The sequence below is a fragment of the Cellulomonas sp. T2.31MG-18 genome (genome assembly GCF_964266755.1).
Classification (GTDB): Bacteria; Actinomycetota; Actinomycetes; order Actinomycetales; family Cellulomonadaceae; genus Cellulomonas.
The window spans coordinates 471,960-494,339 of the sequence record NZ_CAXWGW010000003.1; the positions used below are offsets into that span (position 1 = coordinate 471,960).

22 protein-coding genes are annotated in these 22,380 nt (G+C 71.6%); 8 read left to right on the forward strand and 14 right to left on the reverse strand.

The annotated features are described in order from the left end of the window. Positions 1-50: 50 nt before the first annotated feature. Positions 51-2,606: a heavy metal translocating P-type ATPase gene (locus ACFQTY_RS14370; RefSeq protein ID WP_378101615.1), complete on the reverse strand. Its 2,556-nt coding sequence runs from the start codon at positions 2,604-2,606 to the stop codon at positions 51-53. Positions 2,607-2,752: 146 nt separating this feature from the next. Beyond that, positions 2,753-5,860 carry a heavy metal translocating P-type ATPase gene (locus ACFQTY_RS14375; protein ID WP_378101618.1) on the reverse strand — a complete coding sequence of 1,036 codons (3,108 nt, stop codon included), beginning with the start codon at positions 5,858-5,860 and terminating at the stop codon, positions 2,753-2,755. Between the two features lie 468 nt (positions 5,861-6,328). On the opposite strand from ACFQTY_RS14375, the gene ACFQTY_RS14380 reads away from it, so the two are divergent. Beyond that, positions 6,329-6,586: a hypothetical protein gene (locus ACFQTY_RS14380; RefSeq protein WP_378101621.1), complete on the forward strand. Its 258-nt coding sequence runs from the start codon at positions 6,329-6,331 to the stop codon at positions 6,584-6,586. Positions 6,587-6,639: 53 nt separating this feature from the next. Here the strand turns inward: ACFQTY_RS14380 and ACFQTY_RS14385 are convergent, their stop codons facing one another. After that, entirely contained in the window at positions 6,640-6,966 is a 327-nt protein-coding gene (locus tag ACFQTY_RS14385; RefSeq protein WP_378101624.1) for a heavy-metal-associated domain-containing protein, read from the reverse strand. 215 nt (positions 6,967-7,181) lie between these two features. Beyond that, complete coding sequence (locus ACFQTY_RS14390) at positions 7,182-8,531, reverse strand: peptidoglycan DD-metalloendopeptidase family protein (protein ID WP_378101627.1); 1,350 nt, start codon at positions 8,529-8,531, stop codon at positions 7,182-7,184. A 456-nt stretch (positions 8,532-8,987) separates the two neighbouring features. Here ACFQTY_RS14390 and ACFQTY_RS14395 point away from each other — a divergent pair, with 456 nt between their 5' ends. Both ACFQTY_RS14395 and ACFQTY_RS14400 read left to right on the forward strand, forming a co-directional pair. Next, positions 8,988-9,275 (forward strand): SHOCT domain-containing protein, encoded by a 288-nt coding sequence (locus ACFQTY_RS14395; RefSeq protein ID WP_378101630.1) that lies wholly within the window; start codon positions 8,988-8,990, stop codon positions 9,273-9,275. 209 nt (positions 9,276-9,484) lie between these two features. After that, positions 9,485-9,919, forward strand: a complete 435-nt coding sequence (locus ACFQTY_RS14400) for a sulfocyanin-like copper-binding protein (protein WP_378101633.1) — start codon at positions 9,485-9,487, stop codon at positions 9,917-9,919. Between the two features lie 27 nt (positions 9,920-9,946). On the opposite strand, the gene ACFQTY_RS14405 is transcribed toward ACFQTY_RS14400, so the two are convergent. The 9 genes from ACFQTY_RS14405 to ACFQTY_RS14445 form a co-directional block, all read right to left on the reverse strand. Further along, positions 9,947-11,353: an NADH-quinone oxidoreductase subunit N gene (locus ACFQTY_RS14405; protein ID WP_378101635.1), complete on the reverse strand. Its 1,407-nt coding sequence runs from the start codon at positions 11,351-11,353 to the stop codon at positions 9,947-9,949. A 25-nt stretch (positions 11,354-11,378) separates the two neighbouring features. Further along, complete coding sequence (locus ACFQTY_RS14410; protein ID WP_378101829.1) at positions 11,379-12,869, reverse strand: NuoM family protein; 1,491 nt, start codon at positions 12,867-12,869, stop codon at positions 11,379-11,381. Next, positions 12,869-14,779, reverse strand: a complete 1,911-nt coding sequence (locus ACFQTY_RS14415; protein ID WP_378101638.1) for a proton-conducting transporter membrane subunit — start codon at positions 14,777-14,779, stop codon at positions 12,869-12,871. The genes ACFQTY_RS14410 and ACFQTY_RS14415 overlap by 1 nt, the downstream gene beginning before the upstream one ends. Beyond that, a complete protein-coding gene (locus ACFQTY_RS14420; protein ID WP_378101640.1) occupies positions 14,776-15,078 on the reverse strand; it encodes an NADH-quinone oxidoreductase subunit NuoK in 303 nt (100 codons plus the stop codon). The genes ACFQTY_RS14415 and ACFQTY_RS14420 overlap by 4 nt, the downstream gene beginning before the upstream one ends. Next, entirely contained in the window at positions 15,075-15,635 is a 561-nt protein-coding gene (locus tag ACFQTY_RS14425; protein WP_378101643.1) for an NADH-quinone oxidoreductase subunit J, read from the reverse strand. The genes ACFQTY_RS14420 and ACFQTY_RS14425 overlap by 4 nt, the downstream gene beginning before the upstream one ends. Beyond that, complete coding sequence (locus ACFQTY_RS14430; RefSeq protein ID WP_378101646.1) at positions 15,632-16,570, reverse strand: NADH-quinone oxidoreductase subunit H; 939 nt, start codon at positions 16,568-16,570, stop codon at positions 15,632-15,634. The genes ACFQTY_RS14425 and ACFQTY_RS14430 overlap by 4 nt, the downstream gene beginning before the upstream one ends. Beyond that, complete coding sequence (locus tag ACFQTY_RS14435; RefSeq protein WP_378101649.1) at positions 16,563-17,555, reverse strand: hypothetical protein; 993 nt, start codon at positions 17,553-17,555, stop codon at positions 16,563-16,565. Before ACFQTY_RS14435 ends, ACFQTY_RS14430 begins: the two co-directional genes overlap by 8 nt. Before the next feature lie 158 nt (positions 17,556-17,713). Continuing rightward, positions 17,714-18,064, reverse strand: coding sequence for an NADH-quinone oxidoreductase subunit A (locus ACFQTY_RS14440; protein WP_378101651.1), 351 nt, complete (start codon positions 18,062-18,064; stop codon positions 17,714-17,716). 382 nt (positions 18,065-18,446) lie between these two features. Continuing rightward, on the reverse strand, positions 18,447-18,848 hold the full coding sequence (locus tag ACFQTY_RS14445) for a heavy metal-responsive transcriptional regulator (protein WP_378101653.1): 402 nt from the start codon (positions 18,846-18,848) through the stop codon (positions 18,447-18,449). A 55-nt stretch (positions 18,849-18,903) separates the two neighbouring features. On the opposite strand from ACFQTY_RS14445, the gene ACFQTY_RS14450 reads away from it, so the two are divergent. From ACFQTY_RS14450 to ACFQTY_RS14460, 3 genes are all read left to right on the forward strand, one after another. After that, positions 18,904-19,203 (forward strand): thioredoxin family protein, encoded by a 300-nt coding sequence (locus tag ACFQTY_RS14450; RefSeq protein ID WP_378101655.1) that lies wholly within the window; start codon positions 18,904-18,906, stop codon positions 19,201-19,203. A gap of 72 nt (positions 19,204-19,275) precedes the next feature. Continuing rightward, on the forward strand, positions 19,276-20,628 hold the full coding sequence (locus tag ACFQTY_RS14455; protein ID WP_378101657.1) for a dihydrolipoyl dehydrogenase family protein: 1,353 nt from the start codon (positions 19,276-19,278) through the stop codon (positions 20,626-20,628). 90 nt (positions 20,629-20,718) lie between these two features. Next, positions 20,719-20,871, forward strand: a complete 153-nt coding sequence (locus tag ACFQTY_RS14460; protein ID WP_378101659.1) for a hypothetical protein — start codon at positions 20,719-20,721, stop codon at positions 20,869-20,871. 57 nt (positions 20,872-20,928) lie between these two features. Here ACFQTY_RS14460 and ACFQTY_RS14465 read toward each other — a convergent pair whose 3' ends face one another. Further along, entirely contained in the window at positions 20,929-21,330 is a 402-nt protein-coding gene (locus ACFQTY_RS14465) for a DUF3105 domain-containing protein (protein ID WP_378101662.1), read from the reverse strand. 63 nt (positions 21,331-21,393) lie between these two features. Between ACFQTY_RS14465 and ACFQTY_RS14470 the strand changes: the two genes are divergently transcribed. Together ACFQTY_RS14470 and ACFQTY_RS14475 are read left to right on the forward strand one after the other, a co-directional pair. Continuing rightward, positions 21,394-21,705: an SHOCT domain-containing protein gene (locus ACFQTY_RS14470; protein ID WP_378101664.1), complete on the forward strand. Its 312-nt coding sequence runs from the start codon at positions 21,394-21,396 to the stop codon at positions 21,703-21,705. Next, on the forward strand, positions 21,702-22,331 hold the full coding sequence (locus ACFQTY_RS14475; RefSeq protein WP_378101668.1) for a sulfocyanin-like copper-binding protein: 630 nt from the start codon (positions 21,702-21,704) through the stop codon (positions 22,329-22,331). Before ACFQTY_RS14470 ends, ACFQTY_RS14475 begins: the two co-directional genes overlap by 4 nt. Positions 22,332-22,380 lie beyond the last annotated feature (49 nt).

A 22,380-nucleotide genomic window follows, 5' to 3' on the forward strand; every position in this document is an offset into this window, starting at 1 on the left:
CGCGGCTGCAAGGTCGGCGGGGGTGCCGCCGCCGGCGCGCATGCGCGGGCTCAGCGCTCGCCGGCGGGCACCGGCGCCGACGGACGGGGCTCGAGAACGGCGTGCTGTGCCGGGGCAGGCGGCTGCTGGGCAGGAAGGCGCAAGCGCTTGAGCATCAACGCGTTCACCGCGACGATCACCGACGACCCGGACATGGACAGCGCCGCGATCTCGGGGCTGAGGGACAACCCGATCGATGCGACGAAGACGCCCGCGGCGATCGGCAGCGCGACGGTGTTGTAGCCGATCGCCCAGCCGAGGTTCTGCCGCATCTTGCGCAGCGTCCCGCGCCCGACGCGCAGCGCCACGGGCACGTCCAGCGGGTCCGAGCGCATGAGGACGATGTCGGCGGTCTCGATCGCCACGTCCGTGCCGGCGCCGATCGCGATGCCGAGGTCGGCCGTCGCCAGAGCGGGGGCGTCGTTCACGCCGTCGCCGACCATCGCAACCCGCTTCCCGGCGCGTTGCAGCTCCGCAACCTTGGCGGCCTTGTCCCCCGGTAGGACCTCCGCGATGACGGTGTCGATCCCGAGCTGGGCGGCGATCCGGCGTGCCGTGGCCTCGTTGTCGCCGGTGAGCATCACCACCTCGATGCCGAGCTCGTGCAGCGAAGCCACCGCGAGGGGCGCCGTCTCGCGAGCCGCATCGGCGAGTGCCACGACGGCGACGGCCCGCCCGTCGACCGCGGCGAGAACTGCCGTGCGACCCGCGGCGGCCAGCTCCTCACGCACCCCAGCCAGCTCGCCGAGGTCGATGCTCTCCGCGTCCATCAGCCGCCGGTTGCCCACGACAACCCGGTGGTTCTGGACCGTGGCCGTGGCACCGTGCCCGGCGACGTTGCGGAAGTCAGAGGCCGCCAGCACCGACACACCCTTGTCAGCGGCGTGCGCGACGACCGCACGGGCTAGCGGGTGCTCGGACTCGCGCTCCACGGCGGCGATGAGCGCCAGCGCCTCGTCCTGGCCCATCCCGCGGACGACGACGTCGGTGACCTCCGGCTGCCCCTTGGTGAGGGTCCCGGTCTTGTCCATCACGACGGTGTCGATACGCGCGGAGGTCTCCAGGGCGGTCGCGTTCTTGAACAGCACCCCGCGCTTGGCGCCCAGGCCGGTCCCCACCATGATCGCCGTGGGCGTGGCGAGCCCGAGGGCGTCGGGGCACGTGATGACGACGACGGTGATCGCGTACAGCATCGCGGTCGGGATGGCTGCGCCGACCAGCCACCAGGCCAGGAAGGTCGCGGTACCGCCCAGCAACGCGACGAAGACGAGCCAGAACGCCGCCCGGTCCGCCAGCCGCTGGCCGGGGGCCTTGGAGCTCTGAGCCTCCTGGACCATCTTGACGATCTGAGCGAGGGCGGTGTCCTCCCCGACCTTCGTCGCACGTGCCCGCAAGGTTCCCGAGACGTTGATCGAGGCGCCGATCAGCTGGGCACCAGGGGCCTTGCCGACCGGCAGGGACTCCCCGGTCACCATCGACTCGTCGACCTCGGACTCGCCCTCCTCCACCACGGCGTCCACCGGGATCTTCGATCCGGGGCGCACCAGCAGCAGGTCCCCGACCAGTACCTCCGCGGTCGGGATCTCGCTCTCGACGCCGTCTCGGAGCACGACGGCTCTGGGCGGCGCCAGCTCGAGCAGGGTGCGGACCGCCTCGTTCGCCCCGCCACGGGCGCGCATCTCGAACCAGTGGCCCAGCAGCACGAAGGTCGCCAGCACCGTGGCCGCCTCGTAGAACACGTCGCCGCCGCCGGTCAGGGTCACGACGAGGCTGTAGAGCCAACCCGTGCCGACCGCGACGGCCACCAGCACCATCATGTCCAGCGTCCTGGCCCGCAACGCCCGGTAGGCGCCGTCGAAGAAGATCCACGCCGCGTAGAAGACGACCGGCAGGGACAGCAGCAGCATGAACACGTCATCGCGCAGGCCAAAGGGCGCCGGCGCCGTGAACCCGAGGAACTTGCGCCCGATCGGCGACCACAGGGTGATCGGGATGGAGAACACCAGCGCGACCAGGAAACGGTTGCGCATGTCGCGCACCATGTCCGCCATCGACCCGCCGCCGTGATGACCACCATGACCCATCAGCTCGTGCGCCGACGGCGGCCCGGCCTCCTCGTGCCCCCCGGGCACGTCATGCCCGCCATGCCCGGGAGCCTCGTGCCCCGCATGCATGTCATGTCCGGCAGGAGCAACCGGCGGCGCGGCCGCGCCGTGGCCGGCGTGAGCATCGTGTACCGCGTGAGGCTCGTGCCCGGTATGCATCTCATGCCCGGCGTGCGTCCCGTGCCCCGCATCGACGTCCTCTGCCGGCTCGTCCATCGGAATGCACACGTGCCCCGGTACGGACCGGCCTTCGCAGTGGTAGCCGCACTCGTTGACCCACCCGACCAGCTGGGCGAGTGAGGTGGTGTCCGGGTCGAAGGTGACGGTGGCCGTCTGCGACAAGGCGTGGGCCTCCACGGCGAGCACCCCGGGCCGGCGCATCAGCGTCTTCTCCACGATCGGCTCGGAGGTGGCCCAGTGCAGACCACCCATCGCCAGAACGGTGCTTCGAGACTTCGTCATGCTTCCATTCCTCTCGTCGCCTGCCGGCAACCCGTTCATGCACCTGACGACGGTGTTCCAGTCCCAGGCCTCACGGGCGGGAGCACGTGGTTGTGCGCCCGGCGGGCCGCCCTCTTGTGCTCAGGGGTGGCCCGCCGGGGGCGAGGTCAGCCGGCGATGAACTCGGCCGGGTTGGCCTGGAAGCTCTTCGCGCAGTGCGGGGAGCAGAAGTAGTAGGTCACGCCCTCGTGCTCGAAGCTGCTCGCGGTGGCTGGGTCCACGCTCATGCCGCACACCGGATCGGTGGTCTTCTGGGCCTTGCCGAACATGTGTTCCTCCTTCTGGTCGGGCTTGTCGTCCGCTTCGTCGTGTCCGATCTCGACCACCGGTTCGGTGGGACGAGCCGGGGCGGCGTTGAGGACGGCCTGCGGCGTGAATCGCCGCAGACGGTTGGCGTTGGCGACCACGGACAGTGAAGACAGTGCCATGGCGCCGGCAGCGAGCATCGGGCTGAGGGTGATGCCGAAGAAGGGGTAGAGCACTCCGGCGGCGATTGGGATCCCGACCCCGTTGTAGAAGAACGCGAAGGTGAGGTTCTGCCGGATGTTGGCCATCGTGGCCCGCGAGAGGTCCACCGCGGTGACCAGCGCGGACAGGTCGCCCGAGATCAAGGTGATGTCGCTGGACTCGATGGCCACGTCCGTGCCGGTGCCGATGGCCGAGCCGACGTCGGCCTGAGCCAGTGCCGGGGCGTCGTTGATGCCGTCGCCCACCATGCCGACGACACGGCCGCCGGCCTGCAGCCGCTTGACCTCGGCGGCCTTGTGCTCGGGCATGACTTCCGCGACGACCCGGGTGATGCCAACCTGGCGAGCGATCGCGGCCGCGGTGTCCCGGTTGTCCCCGGTCATCATCACGACCTCGATGTGCCTGGCTCGCAGCGCCGCCACCGCGGCCGCCGACCCCGGCTTGACCGTGTCGGCCACCGCGACGACGCCCGCAGCCCGCCCGTCGAGAGCGACCAGCATCGGCGTCTTCCCGTCCCCGGCCAGCCTGGTCACGTCCGCGGTGAGAGGTGCCGGGTCGATCCCTGCCGCGGAAAGCAGACGAACGTTCCCGACGAGCACCTCGCGTCCGCCGACATAGGCGCGCACGCCCTGGCCGGTGACCGAGTCGAAGCCCTCGGCCTCCTGCAGGACGAGCCCGCGATCCCTCGCGCCTGCCACGATGGCGGTTGCCAACGGGTGCTCCGAGGAGCGCTCGACCGCCGCCACCAGCGCGAGGACCTCATCGGCGTCGAAACCGGCGACGGGCAGGACGTCGGTCAGCGCCGGAGTGCCCTTGGTGATCGTGCCGGTCTTGTCCAGCACGACCGTGTTCAGCTTGTGCGCGGTCTCCAGAGCCTCCGCCGAGCGGATGAGGATCCCGTGAGAAGCACCCTTTCCGGTGCCGACCGTGATCGACATCGGGGTCGCCAGACCGAGCGCGCACGGGCACGCGATGATGAGCACCGACACCGCCGCGACCAGGGCGAAGACCAGGGCAGGCGGCGGACCCACGAGAGCCCAGGTGACGAACGTCCAGATGGCGACGATCATGACGGCGGGCACGAAGTACCCCGAGACCTGGTCGACCAGCCGCTGGATCGGCGCCTTGGAGCCTTGTGCCTCGCGCACGAGCCGGATGATCTGCGCCAACATCGTGTCCGCGCCGACCTTGGTCGCCACGTACCGGAACGACCCGGTCTGGTTGATCGTGGCCCCGATGACGACGTCCCCGGAACTCTTCGTCACTGGCATGGGCTCGCCGGTGACCATCGACTCATCGACCGCGGACCGCCCGTCCAGCACCTCTCCGTCGACGGGCAGCTTCTCACCAGGGCGGACGACGACCACGTCACCGCGGCGCACGTCCTCGATCGAGACTTCCATCTCCGCCCCGTCGCGCACGATGCGGGCGGTCCGGGGCTGTAGGCCGATCAGCGTGCGGATCGCCTCGCCGGTGCCAGCCTTGGCCTTGGTCTCCAGCAGCCGGCCCAGCAGGATCAAGGTGATGATCACCCCGACCGCCTCGTAGTACACCTCCCGCGCGAGCGGCGGCAGCAGGGTCGGCACCGTGGTCACCACCAGGCTGTAGCCGTAGGCCGCGATGGTGCCCAGCGTGATCAGGGAGTTCATGTCGGCACTGCGGTGGGACAGCGCCAGCCACCCGGTCTTGTGGATCGGCCAACCCGTGTAGAACATCACGGGCGTGATCAGCGTGAGCTGGAACCAGCGGTTCATCAGCAGGTCCGGGACCCACTGAGCCCCGAAGATCGAGGTCGCCATCACGGCGAACAGCACCGGCGTGCTCACCACCGCGCCGAAGACCACCCGCCTCTTCAGGTCGGCGATCTCGGCGGCCCGATCCCGAGCCTCCGCGTCCTCCAGCTCGGCGGCCGACCCCAGCCCATCAACAGCCACCGCGCGTCCGTGGTCGTCCGACGGGGACGACGACGCCGCGTCGCCGACGAGGATCGTCCCGTGGAGCATGCCCATCCCGCAGGTGAACTCGTGGGCACCTTCGGCCAGCGGCGGCAGGTCAACCACCGTGGTTCCGTGTGCCGCCAGCTGCACATCGAGCCCGAGCTCCGTCATGACGAACCGCTCGGAGCAGGCCGAGTCCTCCGAGCGCGCCAGCCGCAGCCGCAGCGGCACACCGGCGGCGACCCGTGTGACATCGGGGCTGTAACCGCCGGCCACCTCGATGTCGGCAACCTGCACCCCCTGCTCGAGGCGAGCCGTGGCCGGCCGCGCGACAGCGGGTGCGGACATCTGGGCGTGGTCGTGCCGCCCGTCCCTAGCTGCACCCCCGACCCCGACCAGCGCGGGCTCGCGATCGAGGGTCCCGGCCGGTTCGGCGTCGCCCACGACCCGGAGCCGGCCCCGGATCATGTTCATCCCGCACGCGAACTCGTAGTCGCCGGGCACAGTGGGAAGCAGATCGACCGCGGTCGTCTCGTTCGCCGGCAGGCTCTGGTTCACCTTGAAGTCGGCGAACACGACACGAGAGGTGCAGTCGCCGCTCTCCTGACGATCGAACAGGAGCCGCACCGGCGTACCGGCCGTGACTTCGATCAGGTCAGGGCTGTAGCCGCCCTTGACCGTCACGGTGACTACCTGCACTCCCCCGTCGAGCTGCGCACGCCGAGTCTTCTTCGGACCGAAGAAGAACCACGCCACCAAGGCCGTGAAACCCACGCCGAGCGCGAGGACCGCCGCACTGCCACCGGTCACAGAACCCACCACCTCATCGAGACGTCCCTGATCACCTTGATCACCGATAGGTATACCCCGTATGGGTATCAGTGCAACGTGATCGACGATGAAGATTCGACGAAGCCTGCGTGCCGTCGCCGCGGCGCCGGGCAGTCGCGCCCGGCCTGGAGCCCTGCGTGCTCGCGGCGCCCGGCCGGGCCGCCATCGGCGCCGGCCGCTCGAGCGGGATCGTTGCAGCTGCCGTCACGCACCTCGACCCTCGGACGCGCGCCCTTGGGCGACTGAGGGTCGCTGGGTCGCTGCGTGACCGCGCCGACCCGCAGTCCCGAGGTTGCGTGGGCTTCGGGCTTCCCCCGTGGCCCACCTCGCGAGCTTGGCCGGTCAGTGCTGATGCCCGCCAGGGCGCTGGGGCCGCCCTTCGGAAAGGCGGTCCGAGCCCTCGTGCCCGATGTGCTGATCACCCTGAGAGCCCCCACCGTGGCCACCGTGGCCACCGTGGCCACCGTGGCCACCGTGGCCACCGTGCATGAGCATCATGCCGCCGAAGAATCCGAAGCTGAGGAGAACTCGTCCGGGGACGCCGAGCGCCCAGAGCGCCACGCCCACCGCGAGCACCCCTATGAGGATCCACGCCATCTTGGGCATCCTGTTCATGGTGTTCCCCTTACTTTGGAGTCGATTACTTTGCTTGAGATCAACGTCTCGGCACATTTCGCCCGGCAAGAACGCAGAAGAGCCTCTTGAAGGAACTCTCACCGAAAGGACGCCGTTCGACGTGCGGGCATCTGGCGGTGCCTTCAGATCCAGGTACGTACACCGCCGCTCCAGACGGACGTGCCGGACGAAGTCTTGGCCATCGCCGCGGCCAGAAGGTGGTCCGGACCGGTGTGCGGTGGCCAAATCGTCCTGCCCAGCTCGAGCGAGAAGCCGGCCTCCCGGACCGCCGCCCGAATCTTGGGTGCGCTTACCCCACGCTCGCTGACTACGACCATCACCGTGGAGCCGCCCACGATCAGGTCGGCTGCCGCTTGCTGAACCTCGTCAAGGGACCTGACCTGCTCGAGCAGCTCCGCGAGGCACGTGGCGCAGGTCAAACCCGTGACGGCAAAGACTGTGTTCACCATGGCAAGCCCTCCTCCTCCGCCCAAACCGCGTCGCGTACGCCAAGCTACGTCCAGCGCACCGCAGGTTGACCACCAGGAACGACGAAGGTTCGGTGAAGTTGGCGCTCTCTGGAGCCGCGCCGGCCACGTTTCGGTTGACTGGTCCCGCTCCCCGTTGTGCGAACTACTTAAGGGCGACGTGCGGGATACGTGCGGCCGCGCCTAATGACGAGAGCTCAGAGACCGAGATAGGGGGCCGGGTCGACCGTGGAGCCGTTGATGTAGACCTGGAAATCGAGGTGACATCCCGTAGAGACGCCGCCGGTCATGCCGGCGTAGCCGAGTAGCTGACCCGCCCGGACGCTCTGGCCGGCAGAGACCGCGAACGTGTTGAGATGGTTGTAGGCCGTCATCAGCGAGGCACCGTTGACCCAGCCGTGGTCCACCATGACCCGGTTGCCGTCCCCGTAGATCGTCTGAAGCTTCAGCACCGTGCCGTCGCGACCTGCGTACACCGGCTGATTGCACCGATCGACGAGGTCTATTCCGGCGTGCAGCCGCCAGATCTTCAGAATCGGCTGAAGTCGCATCCCGTAGGGCGAGGTCACGACTATCGGACTGTTTGCCGTCGGGTTCACGAACCAGGCGCCGGCGCGGGTGGCCGCCTGTGGCCTGGTGCTCGTCGGTCGCTGGGACGCGGCCTGCGCGGCTTGCTGGGCAATGATCGTGGCCAGCTCGTTCTTCAGCTGAACCTGCGCGGCATCCGCCTGCGCCTGGTCCGCCTTCGCCTGGGCGATCTCACCCTCGATGGTCGCCTGCTTGGCGGTCTGGTTCGCGACGAGCGTGTCCACCTGAGCCTTCGCGGCCGCAGCCTCCCTTGTCGCCTGGTCCGCCAGGGCCACCTGCTGGTCGGCGTCCTTCTTCAGCTGGTCGATCCGCTCGCGCACGGCGGTCAGCCGGGCCTGCGAGCCGCGGTCCTGCGCCTCGATGGCCTGCATCTGCCCCAGCACCTGCTCCTGCGTGCGCTGCGCCGTGGACCTGAGCGCCAAGCGGTCCACGAAGTCCTGCACATCGGTAGCCCCTACCACCATCGACAGGCCCGACGTGTCGATCGCGGCACCGCTTCGATACGCCTGACGGGCCATCTGCCCGATTGCGATCCGGACCTGCGCCGACTGGGCCTGGTCCTTGGCGACCGCGTCGGCGAGCGACAACTCCTGGGCCTTGGCATCGGCGAGATCGTCGGCGATCCGCTGAGCCTGGCGCTGCGTCGCCTGCAGCGAGGCGTTCGCGTCGTCGAGCTTCTGCTGGGCTGCGGGCAGCTGGGCCTGCACGTTCTGCAGGTCCGACACGGTTTGGGCAAGGTTCGCCGAGAGGTCCTCCAGCGACGCCTGCAGCGCGTCCCGCGCCGCCTGGTTTGCCTGAAGCTGCGCCTGGGTCTGCTTGCGCTTGTTGGACAGGTCGTCTGCACCGGCGGGTGATGCGGTTGCCACCAGCGCGACCAGGAGCGACGACAGCATCGGCGCGAGCAGCCGGCGTAGGTTCGTGCCTCGGGGGCGGAGGTTCGTGGGCGGGACCTGGTTCATTTCAAACCTTCGTGGAGCGGTTGAGCGTGAGGACGACGGGCGGCGATCCAGCCGGCGGCGAACGGCGACCGCCCGCGAGCCGGCGGCAGCCGGTGTCCACGCTCATCCACGTCGAACCGATGCTGCGCCCGCATCACGCCTGTCTACCCGAGCCTTCTTCCTGGCTGTGCACGATTCCCATTGACGATCGGTGAAGAAGTGACAGACCGCTGGGTTGTGTCCGCTGGCGGAGAACCATTCCGGGCGTGGTGGTTGAGACGCCGAACAGGGCGGCACGGGCCCTTGGCACAGGCCCGGGCTGCCCTTGGCGACCCGGTGGCTGCTCGCCCGTCTGCCCGATCCGCCCGGCTTCATCGAATCTTGATCATCGCGACCGCGATCGCTTCGTAAGGCCGTCGCAGGCTGGTTGCAGCAGGGAGGTCCGACGGGGACCACCCCGGTCGATGGAGGCGCGTGATGATGGGTTCGTACGGCATGGGGATGGGCCCCGGTGGCTGGGTGTTCATGGGACTCTTCTGGGTGCTCCTGGTCGGTGCGATCGTGTGGCTGATCGCCGAGCTCGTCCGGTCCGGGAACCGCCACGACACGACGGCCCCGGCGTTGCTCGCGCCTCCGACGGGGTTCGGACCCGCGTCCGCGACAGCTGTGGACGTGCTGGACCGTCGGCTCGCCGCCGGTGAGACCGACCTTGCCGCCTACCAGCCGGTGCGCGCCGCGCTGGGTGAGAGCGGCGGTGCGCGATGACCGCACCTCTCAGCGGCGGTCCTCCTGCACCGCGCGGGGCAGCCGGCGGCGCCCATCGGCGCGTGTGGCTGGTGGCCGGACTGGTCACGGCCGTGGTCCTGCTCGTGGGCTCGGTGGCCGTGACTGTCACGTGGGCGAACGCAGGACGTCCCATCACGTCGACGGCGAACGGGTGGACCTCCAGCGGTCTCGGCGGCAGGTCGGGTGGCATGATGGGCGGCGGCATACAGACGTCGCTGCCGCAGCTGGCCGGGACGACCGTGCAGGTCACGGCCGTCGACATGGGCGCCATGATGGGTGCTGCCGGGCCGATGCGTCTGGCGCCGGACCGCAGCGCGGTGTCCTCGGGCACGGTCTCGCTGGTGCTGAACAACGCCGGCTTCCGCACCCATGAGCTGCTGGTGCTGCCGCTGCCCGACGGTCAGCAGGTGGGTTCCCGCGCAGTCGGCGGGGACGGGAAGGTCGACGAGTCCGGCAGCCTCGGCGAGGCTTCCCGCGGGGGTGGGGCCGGTTCCGGCGATGGCATCATCGCTGGTGCCGCAGGATGGACCACATTGCAGCTCACTGCCGGGCGTTACGAGCTGGTCTGCAACCTGCCTGGCCACTACGCAGGCGGGATGTATGCCGAGCTGACCGTCTCCTGAGCTGGCAACCTGGCCTTGGCTGCCGCGTCAGGGCAGCAGCGGGCCGCTCAGGGCGTGCAACACGGGGCCGGCCACCGGACCCAGTGCCAGCACGACGACCGAACCGCCGACGGCGACGGCCTGAGCGGTGCGGTGCACGGGTGACTCGTCGTGGCCGGCGTCAGTGGGCTCGGTGGCGAATGCCGCTCGGATCCAGCGCAGGTAGTACGCCAGGCTCACCACGGTCAGCGCCGCGGCGAGCAGCACGAGCCAGCGCCAGCCGGCGTCCCAGGCAGCCGTGAACACACTCACCTTCGCGGCGAACACGGCCGTCGGAGGGGTGCCCACCAGCCCGAGCATCGCGACCCCCAGGGCCGCCGCGCTGACGGGGTGGCGGTGCGCCAGCCCCGCCCAGTCGGCGAGCCGGCGCCGCCGAGGGTGAGCCGCGGCCACGGCGAACGCCACGACGTTCGTCGCGGTGTAAGCCGCCAGGTAGAGACCGAGGGCGGGTACGGCACCGGGTCGCGCCAGCGCGGCCGGGGCCATCAGCAGGAAGCCGACCTGCGCCACGGCGGACCAGCCGAGCAGCCGGCGGACGTCGTCCTGGCCCAGCGCAGCCAGGTTGGCCAGTGTCATCGTGGCCGCCGCCAGTACAGCGACGGCAGCGGCGGCCGCGACCGGCACGCCGGCCAGCACGCCGACCAGGCGTGCGATGGCCAGCAGCCCACCGACCTTGGGGACGGTGGTGACGAAGGCAGCCGCGGTCGCACTGCCGCCCTGTGCCGCGTCGGGCACCCAGAAGTGACCCGGCACCGCACCCGCCTTGAAGGTCAGCCCGGCCAGCACCAGGACGAAGCCGACCGCGGTGGCAGCGGCCGGTGCTGCGGGCAGCGTCCGGTGCAGGTCCGGGTAGCCCGTCGACCCGCCGACCCCCGCGAGGACGGCGGTCCCCAGCAGCAGCATCGCGCCGAGCAGCGCGCCGAGCAGGTACGCCTTGAGGGCCGCCTCCGCCGCTCGCCCGCTCTGCGCCAGCCCGACGAGCGCGTAGACGGGCACCGATGCCAGCAGGTAGCCCGCGGCGAGCACTGCGAGGTCGTCCGCACCGGCCAGCACCACGGTCCCGGCCGTGCCGAGCAGTACCAGCGCGCAGGTCTCGGCCTCCCGGGTGGTGCGGCGCAGCTCGTCGGCGCCGAGGGCCAGCACGCCGAGCGCTGCGAGCGGTGCGACCACCCGCGCGATCGCCGTGGCCGCGTCCAGCGCGTAGGTCTGCGCGAACGCCGTCCCGGTGCCGGCACCGAGCGCCGTGGCGGCGGAGGCGACGAGCGCGGCACCGGCGACCCATCGGGTGACGGGCAGCCGCCGCCGGGGCAGGAACGACCCGAGCAGCAGCACGGCGACCGCGCCGGCCACGAGGATGCCCTCGGGCACCAGCGGGGCATAGTCGTGGGCGCTCATCGCGGCGCCTCCCCCGCCCGGTGTGTCATCGGCCGAGCACCGCGACGGCCGTTGCCGCGAACGGCCGGATGAGCGTCAGCAACGGCCCGGGCACGAGGCCGATGAGCACCGACGCGAGGAGCAGTCCACCGGCCCCGATCAGCTCGGACCCCGTCAGGTCGGCGAAGCCGGCGCTGGCCGGACCGCGGTCGCCGGTGAAGACGCGGTGGAACGCCCGCAGGAACAGCGCTGCAGTCAGCAGGATCCCCGGCAGCGCGAGCGCGGCCCACCAGGTACCCGCGATGGAGCCGGTGAAGATCTGCAGCTCGGCGACGAACCCGGACAGCCCCGGCAGTCCGAGGGACGCGAGGGCGCCGGCGACGAACAGGGTGGAGTACCGGGGTGCGACCCCGGCCAGACCCCCGAACCGGTCCATCGCGTAGGTCCCGGACCGGTCCCGCAGCACGCCCGCGAGAAGGAACAGGGCGCCGGTGATCAGCCCGTGGCTCACCATCTGGGTCACAGCGCCGGTCACCGCGACCTCGCGGGCCGTCGCGGTGTCGGGCGCCACCAGCCCGGCGGCGCCCACGGCCAGCACCACGTAGCCCATGTGGTTGACGGACGTGTAGGCGATCATCCGCTTCAGGTTGTCCTGGGCAAGCGCGACGAGCGCGCCGTACAGCACCGACACCAAGCCGACGACGATGATCACCCAGGCCCACGACCGCCACGCGTCGGGCAGCAGCGGCAGGCCCACGCGGAGGAACCCGTAGGTGCCCATCTTGAGCAGCACGCCGGCCAGCACCGCGGAGCCGATGGAGGGCGCGTCGGTGTGGGCGGGAGGGAGCCAGGTGTGGAACGGCACGGTCGGCGTCTTGATCGCCAGTCCCAGCAGCACCAGGCCGAGCACGGCGAGTCCGCTTCCTGCCTTCGTCCCGCCCTCCGCGGCGCGTGCCGTGAGGGTGGGGATGTCGAAGGTGTGCGGCGCCGTGCGCAGGGCCAGCCCGATGAAACCGACCAGCAGCGCCAGCGAGCCGGTGAACGTGTACAGGAAGAACTGCAGGGCCGCCCGCCGCGCCTCGCCGTGACCCCAGCCGGCGATCACCGCATACATCGCGACGATCGACAGGTCGAAGAAGAGGAAGAACAGGATCAGGTCCTGGGCAGCGAACAACCCGAGGCAGGTTGTCTGCAACGCCAGGAAGAGGGCGGCGAGCCTGCGCACCTTGTCGTCCCCGCGCAGGGACCACACCGCGCAGGCCAGGAAGAGCACGTCGCTGAGCAGAAGCATCGGCAGGGACAGGCCGTCGACCCCCACGTGGTACGACACGCCGAGGCCCGGGATCCAGCCCACCTGGTCCGCCTCGGTGAGGCCCCCGGCCGGCGGGGTCCGGTAGCGAGCCACGACGACGAGCAGTAGCGCCAGGTCGACGGCCGCGGTTCCCAACCAGACGGCCCGGCTCGCGACCGGTCCCCAGGGCCGCAGCAGGAGCAGCGCGGCACCGAGCAGCGGCAGAACCACGACGAGGGACACCATCACGGCCTCACCACCACGAGGACAAGGGCACCGGCGGTCAGCAGGGCCGCGGCCGCCGCCAGGTACTGGTGCACCAGACCGGTCTGCAGCCCGCGGGCCACCCGGCCCGTGGAGCGCACGCCGACCGCGAGCCGGCGCACCGCACCGGCGACCTCTGTCAGATCGAAGCGACCCGCGGCATGCGCTGCGGCCACCGCACCGTGCGCCACCCCTCGCACCACGATGTCGAGCCTGCGGTCCCACCGGTCCGCCGTCCGGGCGGCGTCGAGCACCGGGCGGACCACCAGTGCACCGGCGACCTGCTCCAGGTGCCACCAGGCTGCCGCTCCAGGCACCGGGGGGGGAACGCGGCGGAGCACCAGACCAAAGACGACGAGTGCGAGACCGGCGGACAGACCGGCTCCGAGCGGGCCGACGAGCGGTCCGGCCGGAGCGGTCATCGTGTCCACCGCCGCGCGGACGGCCGGAACCAGCAGAGCGACCGGCAGCACCGCGCCGGCCGCCAGCAGCGCGAGGGCGGGAAGCGCCGCGGCCGGCACGTGCCGCGTCCCGGGCTCCTCGTCGTCCCAACCGGGTCGGCTCGTCGGCCGCTGCGCGGGTCCGCGCCACACCGCTCGCAGCGCGACCGCGGCGTAGCCCGCGGACAGCACCGCGCCGACGAGGCCGACCACGCCCAGCCACGGGCTGCTCGCGGCCGCGGCCGCGAGCACCTCGTCCTTGGTCACCCACAGACCGAGGGGCGGCAGCCCGGCGAGCGTGAGCGCGGCGAGCGCGAACAGCAGCCCGACACCCCGCCACCAGCGGGCGGCGCCCGCGAGCGCGTCGAGGCGCTTGGTGCCCAGTGCGGTCAACCACAGGCCGGCGACCAGGAACAGGAGGGCCTTGGTGGCGGCGTGGCCGACGAGGTGCGCGGTGCCGCCTGCCACGTCGCCGACCCCGGCGGCGAGCACGACGAAGCCGAGCTGGGCGGCCGTGGACGCCGCCAGCAGCTGTTTGAGGTCCCGCTGCGCCATCGCGACGAGGCCCAGCGCCACGCTGGTCAGCGCCCCCGCCCACGCCGCCACGGCGGCGACCTGAGGGGTCGCGGCCAGCAGCGGCTGGACGCGAAGCAGCAGGTACCCGCCCATCGCGACCATCGCCGCCGAGTGCAGGAGCGCGCTGACCGGGCTGGGGCCCAGCATCGCCCGGGACAGCCAGAAGCTGAACGGTAGCTGTGCCGCCTTGCCGAGCGCCGCGACGACGAGGCCCGCGGCCGCGACGGTCCGCCACGGCGACGGCAGGGCGGCCAGGCCGTCCAGCCCCAGCCCCAGGCCGGCGCCGGCCGCCGGCGACATGGAGAGGGTCCCGGCCGCAGCTGCGCCGACCGCCACGTACAGGCCCAGGTCAGCCGAGCGGGTGGTGAGGAACGCGACCACGCCGGCCGCCGTCCGGTCGGCGTCCCGCCACCGGAAGCCGATCAGCGCCCAAGACGCCGCGCCCATCAGCTCCCACCCGAGCAGCAGGGTGGGCAGGGTGCCCGCCGTCAGGGTGACCACGACGGCGGCGACGAACAGGAGCATCAGCCCGTGGAACCGTGCAGCCGGCCGGGTGCGCGCGGCGGCGGCCACGGCGAGCACCAGCAGAGCAACGGCGGCCACCGCGGGCAGAACGATGACCGCTGGCCCGCTCACGCCCAGTGCGAAGGCGCCGCCCGGCAGGAATGTCCACTGCAGGCGCGGCCGGCGCACGGCGACGACGGCGCTCAGCGCCAGCACGGCTCCCGCGGTGAGCAGCGCGAGCGCCGGGACCGCCGGGGCGCGGGTCTCGGAACGCTCGTCGTCGGCCCGGGCGGCCCGCCGCACCGCCGCGACCAGGAGCGCGACCCCCACGACGGTCGGCAGCACCACCAGCGCCAGCAGCCAGCCGCTCATCGCTCGAGCTCCGCCGCCATGTCGGTCATGTCCGTGCCGCGGCGCCGGTGCAGCAGGAGTGCGACGGCGAACCCCATCGCCATCTCGACGGTCATGGCCCCGACCACGACGAGCATCAGCACCTGGCCGTCAGGCGTTGGGCTGGTGAACCACCAGAACACGCCGACGGCGAGCACGACGGCGTTGACCATCAGCTCCAGGCCCATCATCACCATGACGACGACCTGCTGGGACAGCGCGCCCCACAGCCCGACGCTGAACAGCGCGGCGGCCACCACGAGAACGAGCGGCAGGGTCATCGGCCGAGCCCGCCGTCGACAGGGTCGTCCGGGGTGCGACCCAGGTCGTCACCGCGGCGCTGGTAGCGGTCGTGCGGGTGGGCGAGGACCAGCGCGCCCACCATCGTGGCGAACAGCGCCGGGCTCACGACGAGCATCACCAGCATCTTCGAGCCCATCAGCGTCTCCCCGAGGCTGCGGGTGAGGTCGGCCGCCGGGGCGCCTGTGCGCGCCGGCCACGGCACCAGCAGGGCTGCGGCCGCCAGGCCGACGAAGACCACCGCCGCAACCGCCGTCGCAGCGCGCCTGCCGTGCACCATCGACATCGGCATGAGCGCGGGGTTCATCCCCATGAGCATCACCATGAAGAGGGCCATCACGGCCATCTCCATCACCATCATGAGGATCACCACCACGCCCAGGTAGTCGAGGTGGAAGCCGAGCAGCAGCACCCCGACGGCGACGAACGACACGGCCAGCGCGTACGTCGCCCGAGCCATGGACCCGGTCCGGAACACGGCGACACCCGCGGCGACGGCGACGACGGCCGCGACCCACTCCACCGGTGCCCCGGTCACGTGCCACCCCGCATCGCCACGAGGGCGGCGACGAGCATCTGGAGCACCGTCGCCGGCAGCAGGACCACCCAGCCCACCTCTGCGAACCGTTCGGGCCGCACCAGTGGCACCCGCCCGGAGAGCAGCTCGAGCGCCACCAGCACGACGAGCGCCTTGACGACGGTCCAGAGCACCGGCCCCAGCAGGGGCCCGGCGCCACCGCCGAGGAACAGCGGCACCGCGACCAGCGCCGCCGCTGCCAGCAGCAGGTGCCGTCCCGCAAGCACCAGCCACCGGTCCACGCCCGACGCCTCGACCAGCACGCCACCGGCCAGGTCGGCGCCGGCGGCCGCCGCGAACGGTCCCCAGGAGCTGAACGCGACCGCGCCTACCAGGTGCACTACGAAGGCCACGGGCATCCACACGACGAACCAGAGCCCCTGCTGCGCGGAGGCCACGTCCGCCAGCCGCAGGCTGCCCGCGGCGATCGCCGGGGCCGTCAGCGCGAACATCAGCGGCAGCTCGTACGCCAGCGCCAACGCCAGGAAACGGTGCGCCGCTATCAGCGCGTGCGCGCTGTTCGGACCCCAGCCGGCCAGCCACCACAGCGCCCAGACCATGACGTCCATCGCGTTGACCCATACGACACCGACTGGCACGTCGGCCAGCACCACGGGGCCGAGCGGTACGACCACCGCCATGAGGACCGCCACCACGGGAAGCCCGCCGACGGCCACCTGCCACAGCAGCCGGTCTGCAGCCACGGGCACCCGGCGCCGCTGCCGTAGCAGCCGCACCGTCTCGGTCACGGGGGTCAGTGCCCCCGCGCTCCTTGGGGCGCCGCGCAGCCGTGCCGCCGAGACGCCCGCAACCGCGGCACCGGTCCCGGCGAGCGCCAGCAAACCGACCGGGGCAAGGGCCGCCCAGACGACCGGCACCGGGCTCAGGTCAGACACGCTCGAGCTCACGCGCATCAAGCGCCAGGCTGGCGACCAACAGTCGAAGCGTGCCGAGATCCTGCCCCACCGCCAGGTCACGCAGGGTGGCGAGCCCGTCCGGTGCGGGAGCCGGAACGGTGGCGCCCGGGTCGCGGAGCAGAGCGGCGGCCTCGCGGAGGAGGCCGACCAACCGAACATGGACCATCCGTCCCGGAGTCATCGGAGCGGCGCGCCGGCGTGTGCCTTGGAGCGACCAACGCAGCGCCCGGGAGCTGCTCACGCGTCCGACGAGGCGGTCCGCTACCGGCGCGAGGCGGGCGGGATCCGGATCGCTCAGCGCGGCGTCGCGCAGTCCACGGGCGGCGTCCGCAGCCGACGACCACCCGGCCAGCTCGAGCACCGCAGCAGCGGCGTCGAACAGCAGCGCCGGGCGTACGGGCGCGGCCCCGCCGCACCCGGCGATGGCGGGTGCCGTCGTGGGCAAGGATTCTGGTCGCCTGCCGGCGGCTTCTGCTCCGGCCGGTTCCCGGAGCGTCTCGATTCCGGTCACCAGGTCGCCGTGCAGAGTGGCCCGCAGCACCAGGCCAGACGGCCAGGCGGCCAGACCGGCACCGAGCACCACGTGCCACTCGTCCATCTCGAGCCCGTCGCGGTCGTCGTCCGAGGAGCCGGCAAGCGGGATGTCGGCGGGGCCCGACATGTCCATCCCGCCCGGGTCACCGGCCCTCGGGTCGCGGTGGTCCATCACGTCGTCGCCCGACCCGTCCCGCCCGATCCCGCCGTGATCGGTCGAGCCGCGGTTGTCGTCGGATGTCCCGCCGTGTGCGTCGTGGGTACCCACCGAGTCGGCCTCCCGGGAAAGGTCGTCCTGTCGCGCCCGATCCCTCAACGTCGCTGCGGCCCGCTCCAGCAGGGCACCTACCTGGGCGGGCACCGACCCGGCGGACGCGTCGAGGTGCACCCGTGCGCGCGGTCCCGGCAGCTGCTGCCAGATCTTCTCCACGACGTCGCCTTCGCCCGCCGCTCCGCACACCACGAGCAGATCAGCGTCGGCAGGCGACCAGGCCGACACCCACCCAAGCTCTCGCAGCGCTCGATCCACCGACAGCCGGATCGGCGCTCCGCCGGGGAGTGTCAGCACCAGTACGTGCACCGGTGGTGTCACACCCACCGCAGGACACCCTCCCGCCAGGCCCAGACCACACCTGCCAGCAACACGCCGAGGAACCCGAACATCTCAGCGGCAGCCGCGGCCCCCTTGGCCACGACGACCACTGCCCACGGGTACATGAACAACATCTCCACGTCGAACGCCAGGAACAGCAGCGTCAGCGGATACCACCGGGCGTGGAAGCGGGAAAGAGCGTGCTCGACCGGCCGATGGCCGGACTGAAATGGCAGGACCCTCACGGGTGCACGACCGCCCGCGAGGACCCAGGCCACGCTGCGTACAGATGCCACCAACCCGATGGTCACCAGCGCCGTCGCCCCGATCGCACCCCACGAGAACATCGCTTCACCGCCCCTCGTATAGACCACCGCCAGGGGTCTTCTCCGGACCTCCACGACGCTAGCGCCCACGCCGTCGTGACGCCCGGCGAGCGCCGCGGCCCGACCCCTGCAGTCAACGGCCGCCTATCCGGGCCGGCGAACGCCCCGCGAAGTCTGTGGGCCACGTGTCGTCAGGCCCCCCTCCTTTCGGCGAACGTGGCAGCTCCCCTCGTCCTGAGCGCACCGCACGCCAGTGCTCCAGCGCCAAGGGCGGGTGGGCCGCCCTGCCGTCGACGCGCCTGACACGTGCCGACCTGTGACCGCCGGCGCCCAGCTGGTGTGTTCGCAAGCTGGGCGGTGAGGTGCGTCGATGCGGTCGACCGACCGCCTCCAGACGAAGTGGTCAGAGGGACTGGCTGAGGATGCGACAGATGTCGGCGTCCGTGCAGTCGGCCGGATCGAGGACCCGGGCGCGCTCGCGCAACTGGTGGAGCTCCTCCTGCAGGGCCACGAGCTCTCGGATACGGCCTTGGACCTCTGTGAGCTTGCCGTCGATGAGCTGTGCCACGTGGGAGCACGGGGCACGGCCGTGGTTCCGCAGGTCGACGATGCCGCGGATCTGGTCGAGCGAGAAACCGGCCGCTTGAGCGGCGCGGATGAACTGCACGCGGGCGACCGCGGAGTCGTCGTAGTTGCGGTACCCGTTGCTACCGCGGGTCGGTGTTGGCAGGAGCCCGCGGCGCTCGTAGAAGCGGATGGTCTCGCCGGGAAGGCCTACCGTGCGCCCGAGCTCTCCGATCAGCACGAGCCGAACCTACTCTCTTGACCTTGTACCGCGGATCAAGGTTTAGCGTCCCGGCATGGACATCACGTTGCTCTATTTCGACGGCTGCCCCAACTGGCAGATCGCCGACCGCCGGCTCGCGCAGATCGCTGCGGATCGACCAGACGTCCACGTCACCCGGCACCGGCTGGAGACCGTCGAGGAGGCCGAGCGGGTCGGCTTCCACGGCTCGCCGACCATCTTGATCAACGGCGTCGACGGCTTTGCAGCCCGGGATGCCCCCGTCGCACTCACCTGCCGTCTTTACACCACACCGGACGGGCTTGCCGGCGCACCGACGCTCGACCAGCTCCGCGCCCTGGTTGGGCGGGCCTGAACGGTTTGGGGGTGGTCACCGAGCCGGCCCTGCGCCGACGCCGTCTCGCCATCGGATGAAAGGGCAAGTGACATGAGCACGGAGCATGACCTGATCGTGATCGGCGCCGGCATGGCCGGTGTCACAGCGGCGACCAAGTGCGCCTCGCAGGGTTGGGACGTCGCGATCGTCGACGCGCTGCCCTACGGCGGCACGTGCGCGCTGCGCGGCTGCGACCCGAAGAAGATCCTGCGCCGCGGCGCGGAGATCCTCGATGCCGCCCGGCTCATGCGCGGCAAGGGTGTCGACCAGGGGGGCCTAGCGATCAGCTGGACCGAGCTCATGCGCCACAAGCGGGGCTTCACCGATCCGGTGCCGGACAGCATGGAGGCGGGCCTCGCTGGCGCCGGGGTGGCCACCTTGCACGGCGAGGCACGGTTCACCGGCGCTGACGGCGTGCAGATCGACGGGGTCGCCCACCGCGCACAGCACGTCCTGGTCGCGACGGGCGCCGCCCCTCGCTCCCTGGACTTCCCCGGCCACGAGCTCATGGTCGACAGCACGCGGTTCCTCGACCTCGAGACGCTCCCGGCCCGGATCCTGTTCGTCGGGGGCGGGTTCGTCTCCTTCGAGCTCGCGCACATCGCCGCCCGTGCCGGCAGCTCGGTCCTCATCGTCGACCGGGGCACTCGCCCGCTGAAGACCTTCGACCCCGACCTCGTGCAGCTCCTGCTCGCGCGTGGGGCCGCAGCCGGTGTCGAGGTGCGCACCTCGACGGCGGTCGCGGCGGTGGAGTGCGACGGGGCCGCCTTTCGTGTGCTGATCGACCACGCAGGCCGCACCGAGTCGATCGCGACTGACCTGGTGGTGCACGGCGCGGGTCGGGAAGCCGACCTGGCACGCCTCGACCTGGACGCGGCCGGCGTGGCGTGGTCAGCCCGCGGGGTCAGCGTGCTGCCTCACCTGCAGAGCAGCACGAATCCGGTGGTGTACGCCGCCGGGGACAGCGCCGACACGGCCGGGATGCCCCTGACGCCTGTCGCCGTGGCCGAGGGCAAGGTCGCGGCGTCCAACATGCTCAAGGGCGGCACGGCGGTCCCGGACTACACCGGTGTCCCGACCGTGGTCTTCACCATCCCCGAGCTGACCCGGGTCGGGCTGCTCGAGCACGAGGCCCGCGACCAGGGTCTCAATGTCGACGTTCGTTACTCCGACACGAGCGGCTGGTACTCCACCTATCGGGTCGCAGAGACGACCGCGGCCGTCAAGATCCTCGTCGACCGGTCCTCGGACCTGATCGTCGGTGCCCACCTGCTCGGCCCCGGCTACGCAGAGCTCGTCAACACCCTGGGCTTGGCGATGAAGCTGGGCCTCACCACCCGACAGCTGAAGTCGGCGACAACTGCCTACCCGACGGTCGGCTCCGACCTCGCCTCAATGCTCTGACGGCAGCCTCGCGCGGCCCAGCGGCCGCCACGACCGGCGACCCCGGGATGAACCGCCTCGCTGTGCCGGCCACGAATACCCAACACCCGGGTGCTGGGCCCCCTCACCCAGCCGCAGCTGTGGGCACTGCTCGGCGTCGTGGTCGGTGCGGTCGTGGTGGTGCGGGCCGGCACGCGGCGGCGCGCGGCTGCAGCCGACGGCGAACCCACGGCGCCGACGGAGGCGCTATCGGTCGTGCGGTGACTGCGGTTGCCGGCTCGTCGGCGCCCGGTGCGCTGGATGCTGGAGCGGGCCCGGCCGTCAGGGCGCGTCGGGGGTTCCGGTCCCGCCGGAGCACGCAGCGCCGGGCTCCGGGGTCTGGGGGCCGTTGGCGTACTTGGTGACGAAGGCCGCCAGGCGGGGGTCGTTCGTCGAGCTCAGCTGCAGCTGCAGCCCCCAGGCGGAGGCGACCACCTCGGCCGGCAGGCTGGCGCGGGGCGTGACCAGGACGTAGGAGCTCTTCGCGGCCAGCGACTTCAGGGTGGCCAGCTGGGCGGCGGGGAGGTTCGGGTCGTGGGTGATCCAGACCGCTCCGTGCTCGAGGGAGTGCCCGGCATTCTCGTCGGCCACCGGCGTGGAGTAGGAGCCGCAGTTCTGGACGATCTCGGAGTGGTCGCCACCGACGGGCGGGTGCCGTCGCGGCGGTCCTTCATCGAATCTCAATCATCGCGATGTTCGAGCCTTCGCATCGTTGGCGGAGTCTGGTTCGCATCAGGTCGGCGGAACGTGCCGGCCGGGCTGTCCGAGGAGATCGTGATGATGGGTGGGTACGGCGCCGGGATGGGCGTCGGATGGGTGTTCATGGGCCTGTTCTGGGTGCTGCTGATCGCCGCGATCGTCTGGCTGGTCGTCGCGCTGGCTCGATCCGGGCACCGAGCGAACGACGGCATGCCGGTCCCGGCGCCACCGACGGGCTTCGGACCGACACCGGCGCCCTCGCCGCTCGAGCTCCTCGACCGACGCCTCGCGGCAGGCGAGATCGACCTGGCGACCTACCAGCAGGTGCGTGCAGTACTCGGGGAGTCGGGGAACCGATGAGCGCCGCGGAGGCAGGACCGCGTCGACGACCGCGCACGTGGTTGCTCGCCGGCTTGGTCACCGCGGTCGTCCTGCTCATCGGATCCGTGGCGGCGACCGTCGCCTGGGCCGGCAACGCCGGCAACGCCGGCAGCGGCGCCACGACGAACCGCGGATGGAACTCCGTCGGCCCGGGTCACGGCGCCGGCGGGATGATGGGCGGTCGCGTGGACACGGCCGTGCCCCAGCTGGACGGAACCACCGTGCGCGTCACGGCCGTCGACATGGGCGCGATGATGGGCGGTCGAAGCCACATGGGCCTGGTCGTGGACCGGGCCGCCGTGCCGGCCGGGACGGTCTCGCTGGTGCTGGCGAACGCCGGATGGCGCACCCACGAGCTGGTGGTGCTCCCGCTCGCCGACGGGCAGCAGGTGGGCAGCCGGTCCGTTGGCGCCGACGGCACGGTCGACGAGTCCGGCAGCCTCGGCGAAGTGTCCCTCAGCGGCGGTTCGGGCACGGGCGACGGCATCGAGCCGGGCGCCGCGGGCTGGACCACCCTGGACCTGCCGGCCGGACGCTACGAGCTGATCTGCAACCTGCCGGGGCACTACGCGGCCGGGATGTACGCGGATCTGACCATCTCCTGAGCTACCCATCGACCCGTGATCGCGCGTGGCCGGGACCCTGGTACGGGTT

Coding starts and splice junctions, on each gene's coding strand:
- ACFQTY_RS14420 (WP_378101640.1), bottom strand. CDS start 15,078: ATGACCCTGCCGCTCGTTCTCGTGGTGGCCGCCGCGCTGTTCAGCGTC.
- ACFQTY_RS14440 (WP_378101651.1), bottom strand. CDS start 18,064: ATGTTCTCGTGGGGTGCGATCGGGGCGACGGCGCTGGTGACCATCGGG.
- ACFQTY_RS14455 (WP_378101657.1), top strand. CDS start 19,276: ATGAGCACGGAGCATGACCTGATCGTGATCGGCGCCGGCATGGCCGGT.
- ACFQTY_RS14370 (WP_378101615.1), bottom strand. CDS start 2,606: ATGACGAAGTCTCGAAGCACCGTTCTGGCGATGGGTGGTCTGCACTGG.
- ACFQTY_RS14400 (WP_378101633.1), top strand. CDS start 9,485: ATGATGGGCGGCGGCATACAGACGTCGCTGCCGCAGCTGGCCGGGACG.
- ACFQTY_RS14390 (WP_378101627.1), bottom strand. CDS start 8,531: ATGAACCAGGTCCCGCCCACGAACCTCCGCCCCCGAGGCACGAACCTA.
- ACFQTY_RS14415 (WP_378101638.1), bottom strand. CDS start 14,779: ATGAGCGGCTGGCTGCTGGCGCTGGTGGTGCTGCCGACCGTCGTGGGG.
- ACFQTY_RS14410 (WP_378101829.1), bottom strand. CDS start 12,869: ATGGTGTCCCTCGTCGTGGTTCTGCCGCTGCTCGGTGCCGCGCTGCTC.
- ACFQTY_RS14450 (WP_378101655.1), top strand. CDS start 18,904: ATGGACATCACGTTGCTCTATTTCGACGGCTGCCCCAACTGGCAGATC.
- ACFQTY_RS14395 (WP_378101630.1), top strand. CDS start 8,988: ATGATGGGTTCGTACGGCATGGGGATGGGCCCCGGTGGCTGGGTGTTC.
- ACFQTY_RS14475 (WP_378101668.1), top strand. CDS start 21,702: ATGAGCGCCGCGGAGGCAGGACCGCGTCGACGACCGCGCACGTGGTTG.
- ACFQTY_RS14385 (WP_378101624.1), bottom strand. CDS start 6,966: ATGGTGAACACAGTCTTTGCCGTCACGGGTTTGACCTGCGCCACGTGC.
- ACFQTY_RS14405 (WP_378101635.1), bottom strand. CDS start 11,353: ATGAGCGCCCACGACTATGCCCCGCTGGTGCCCGAGGGCATCCTCGTG.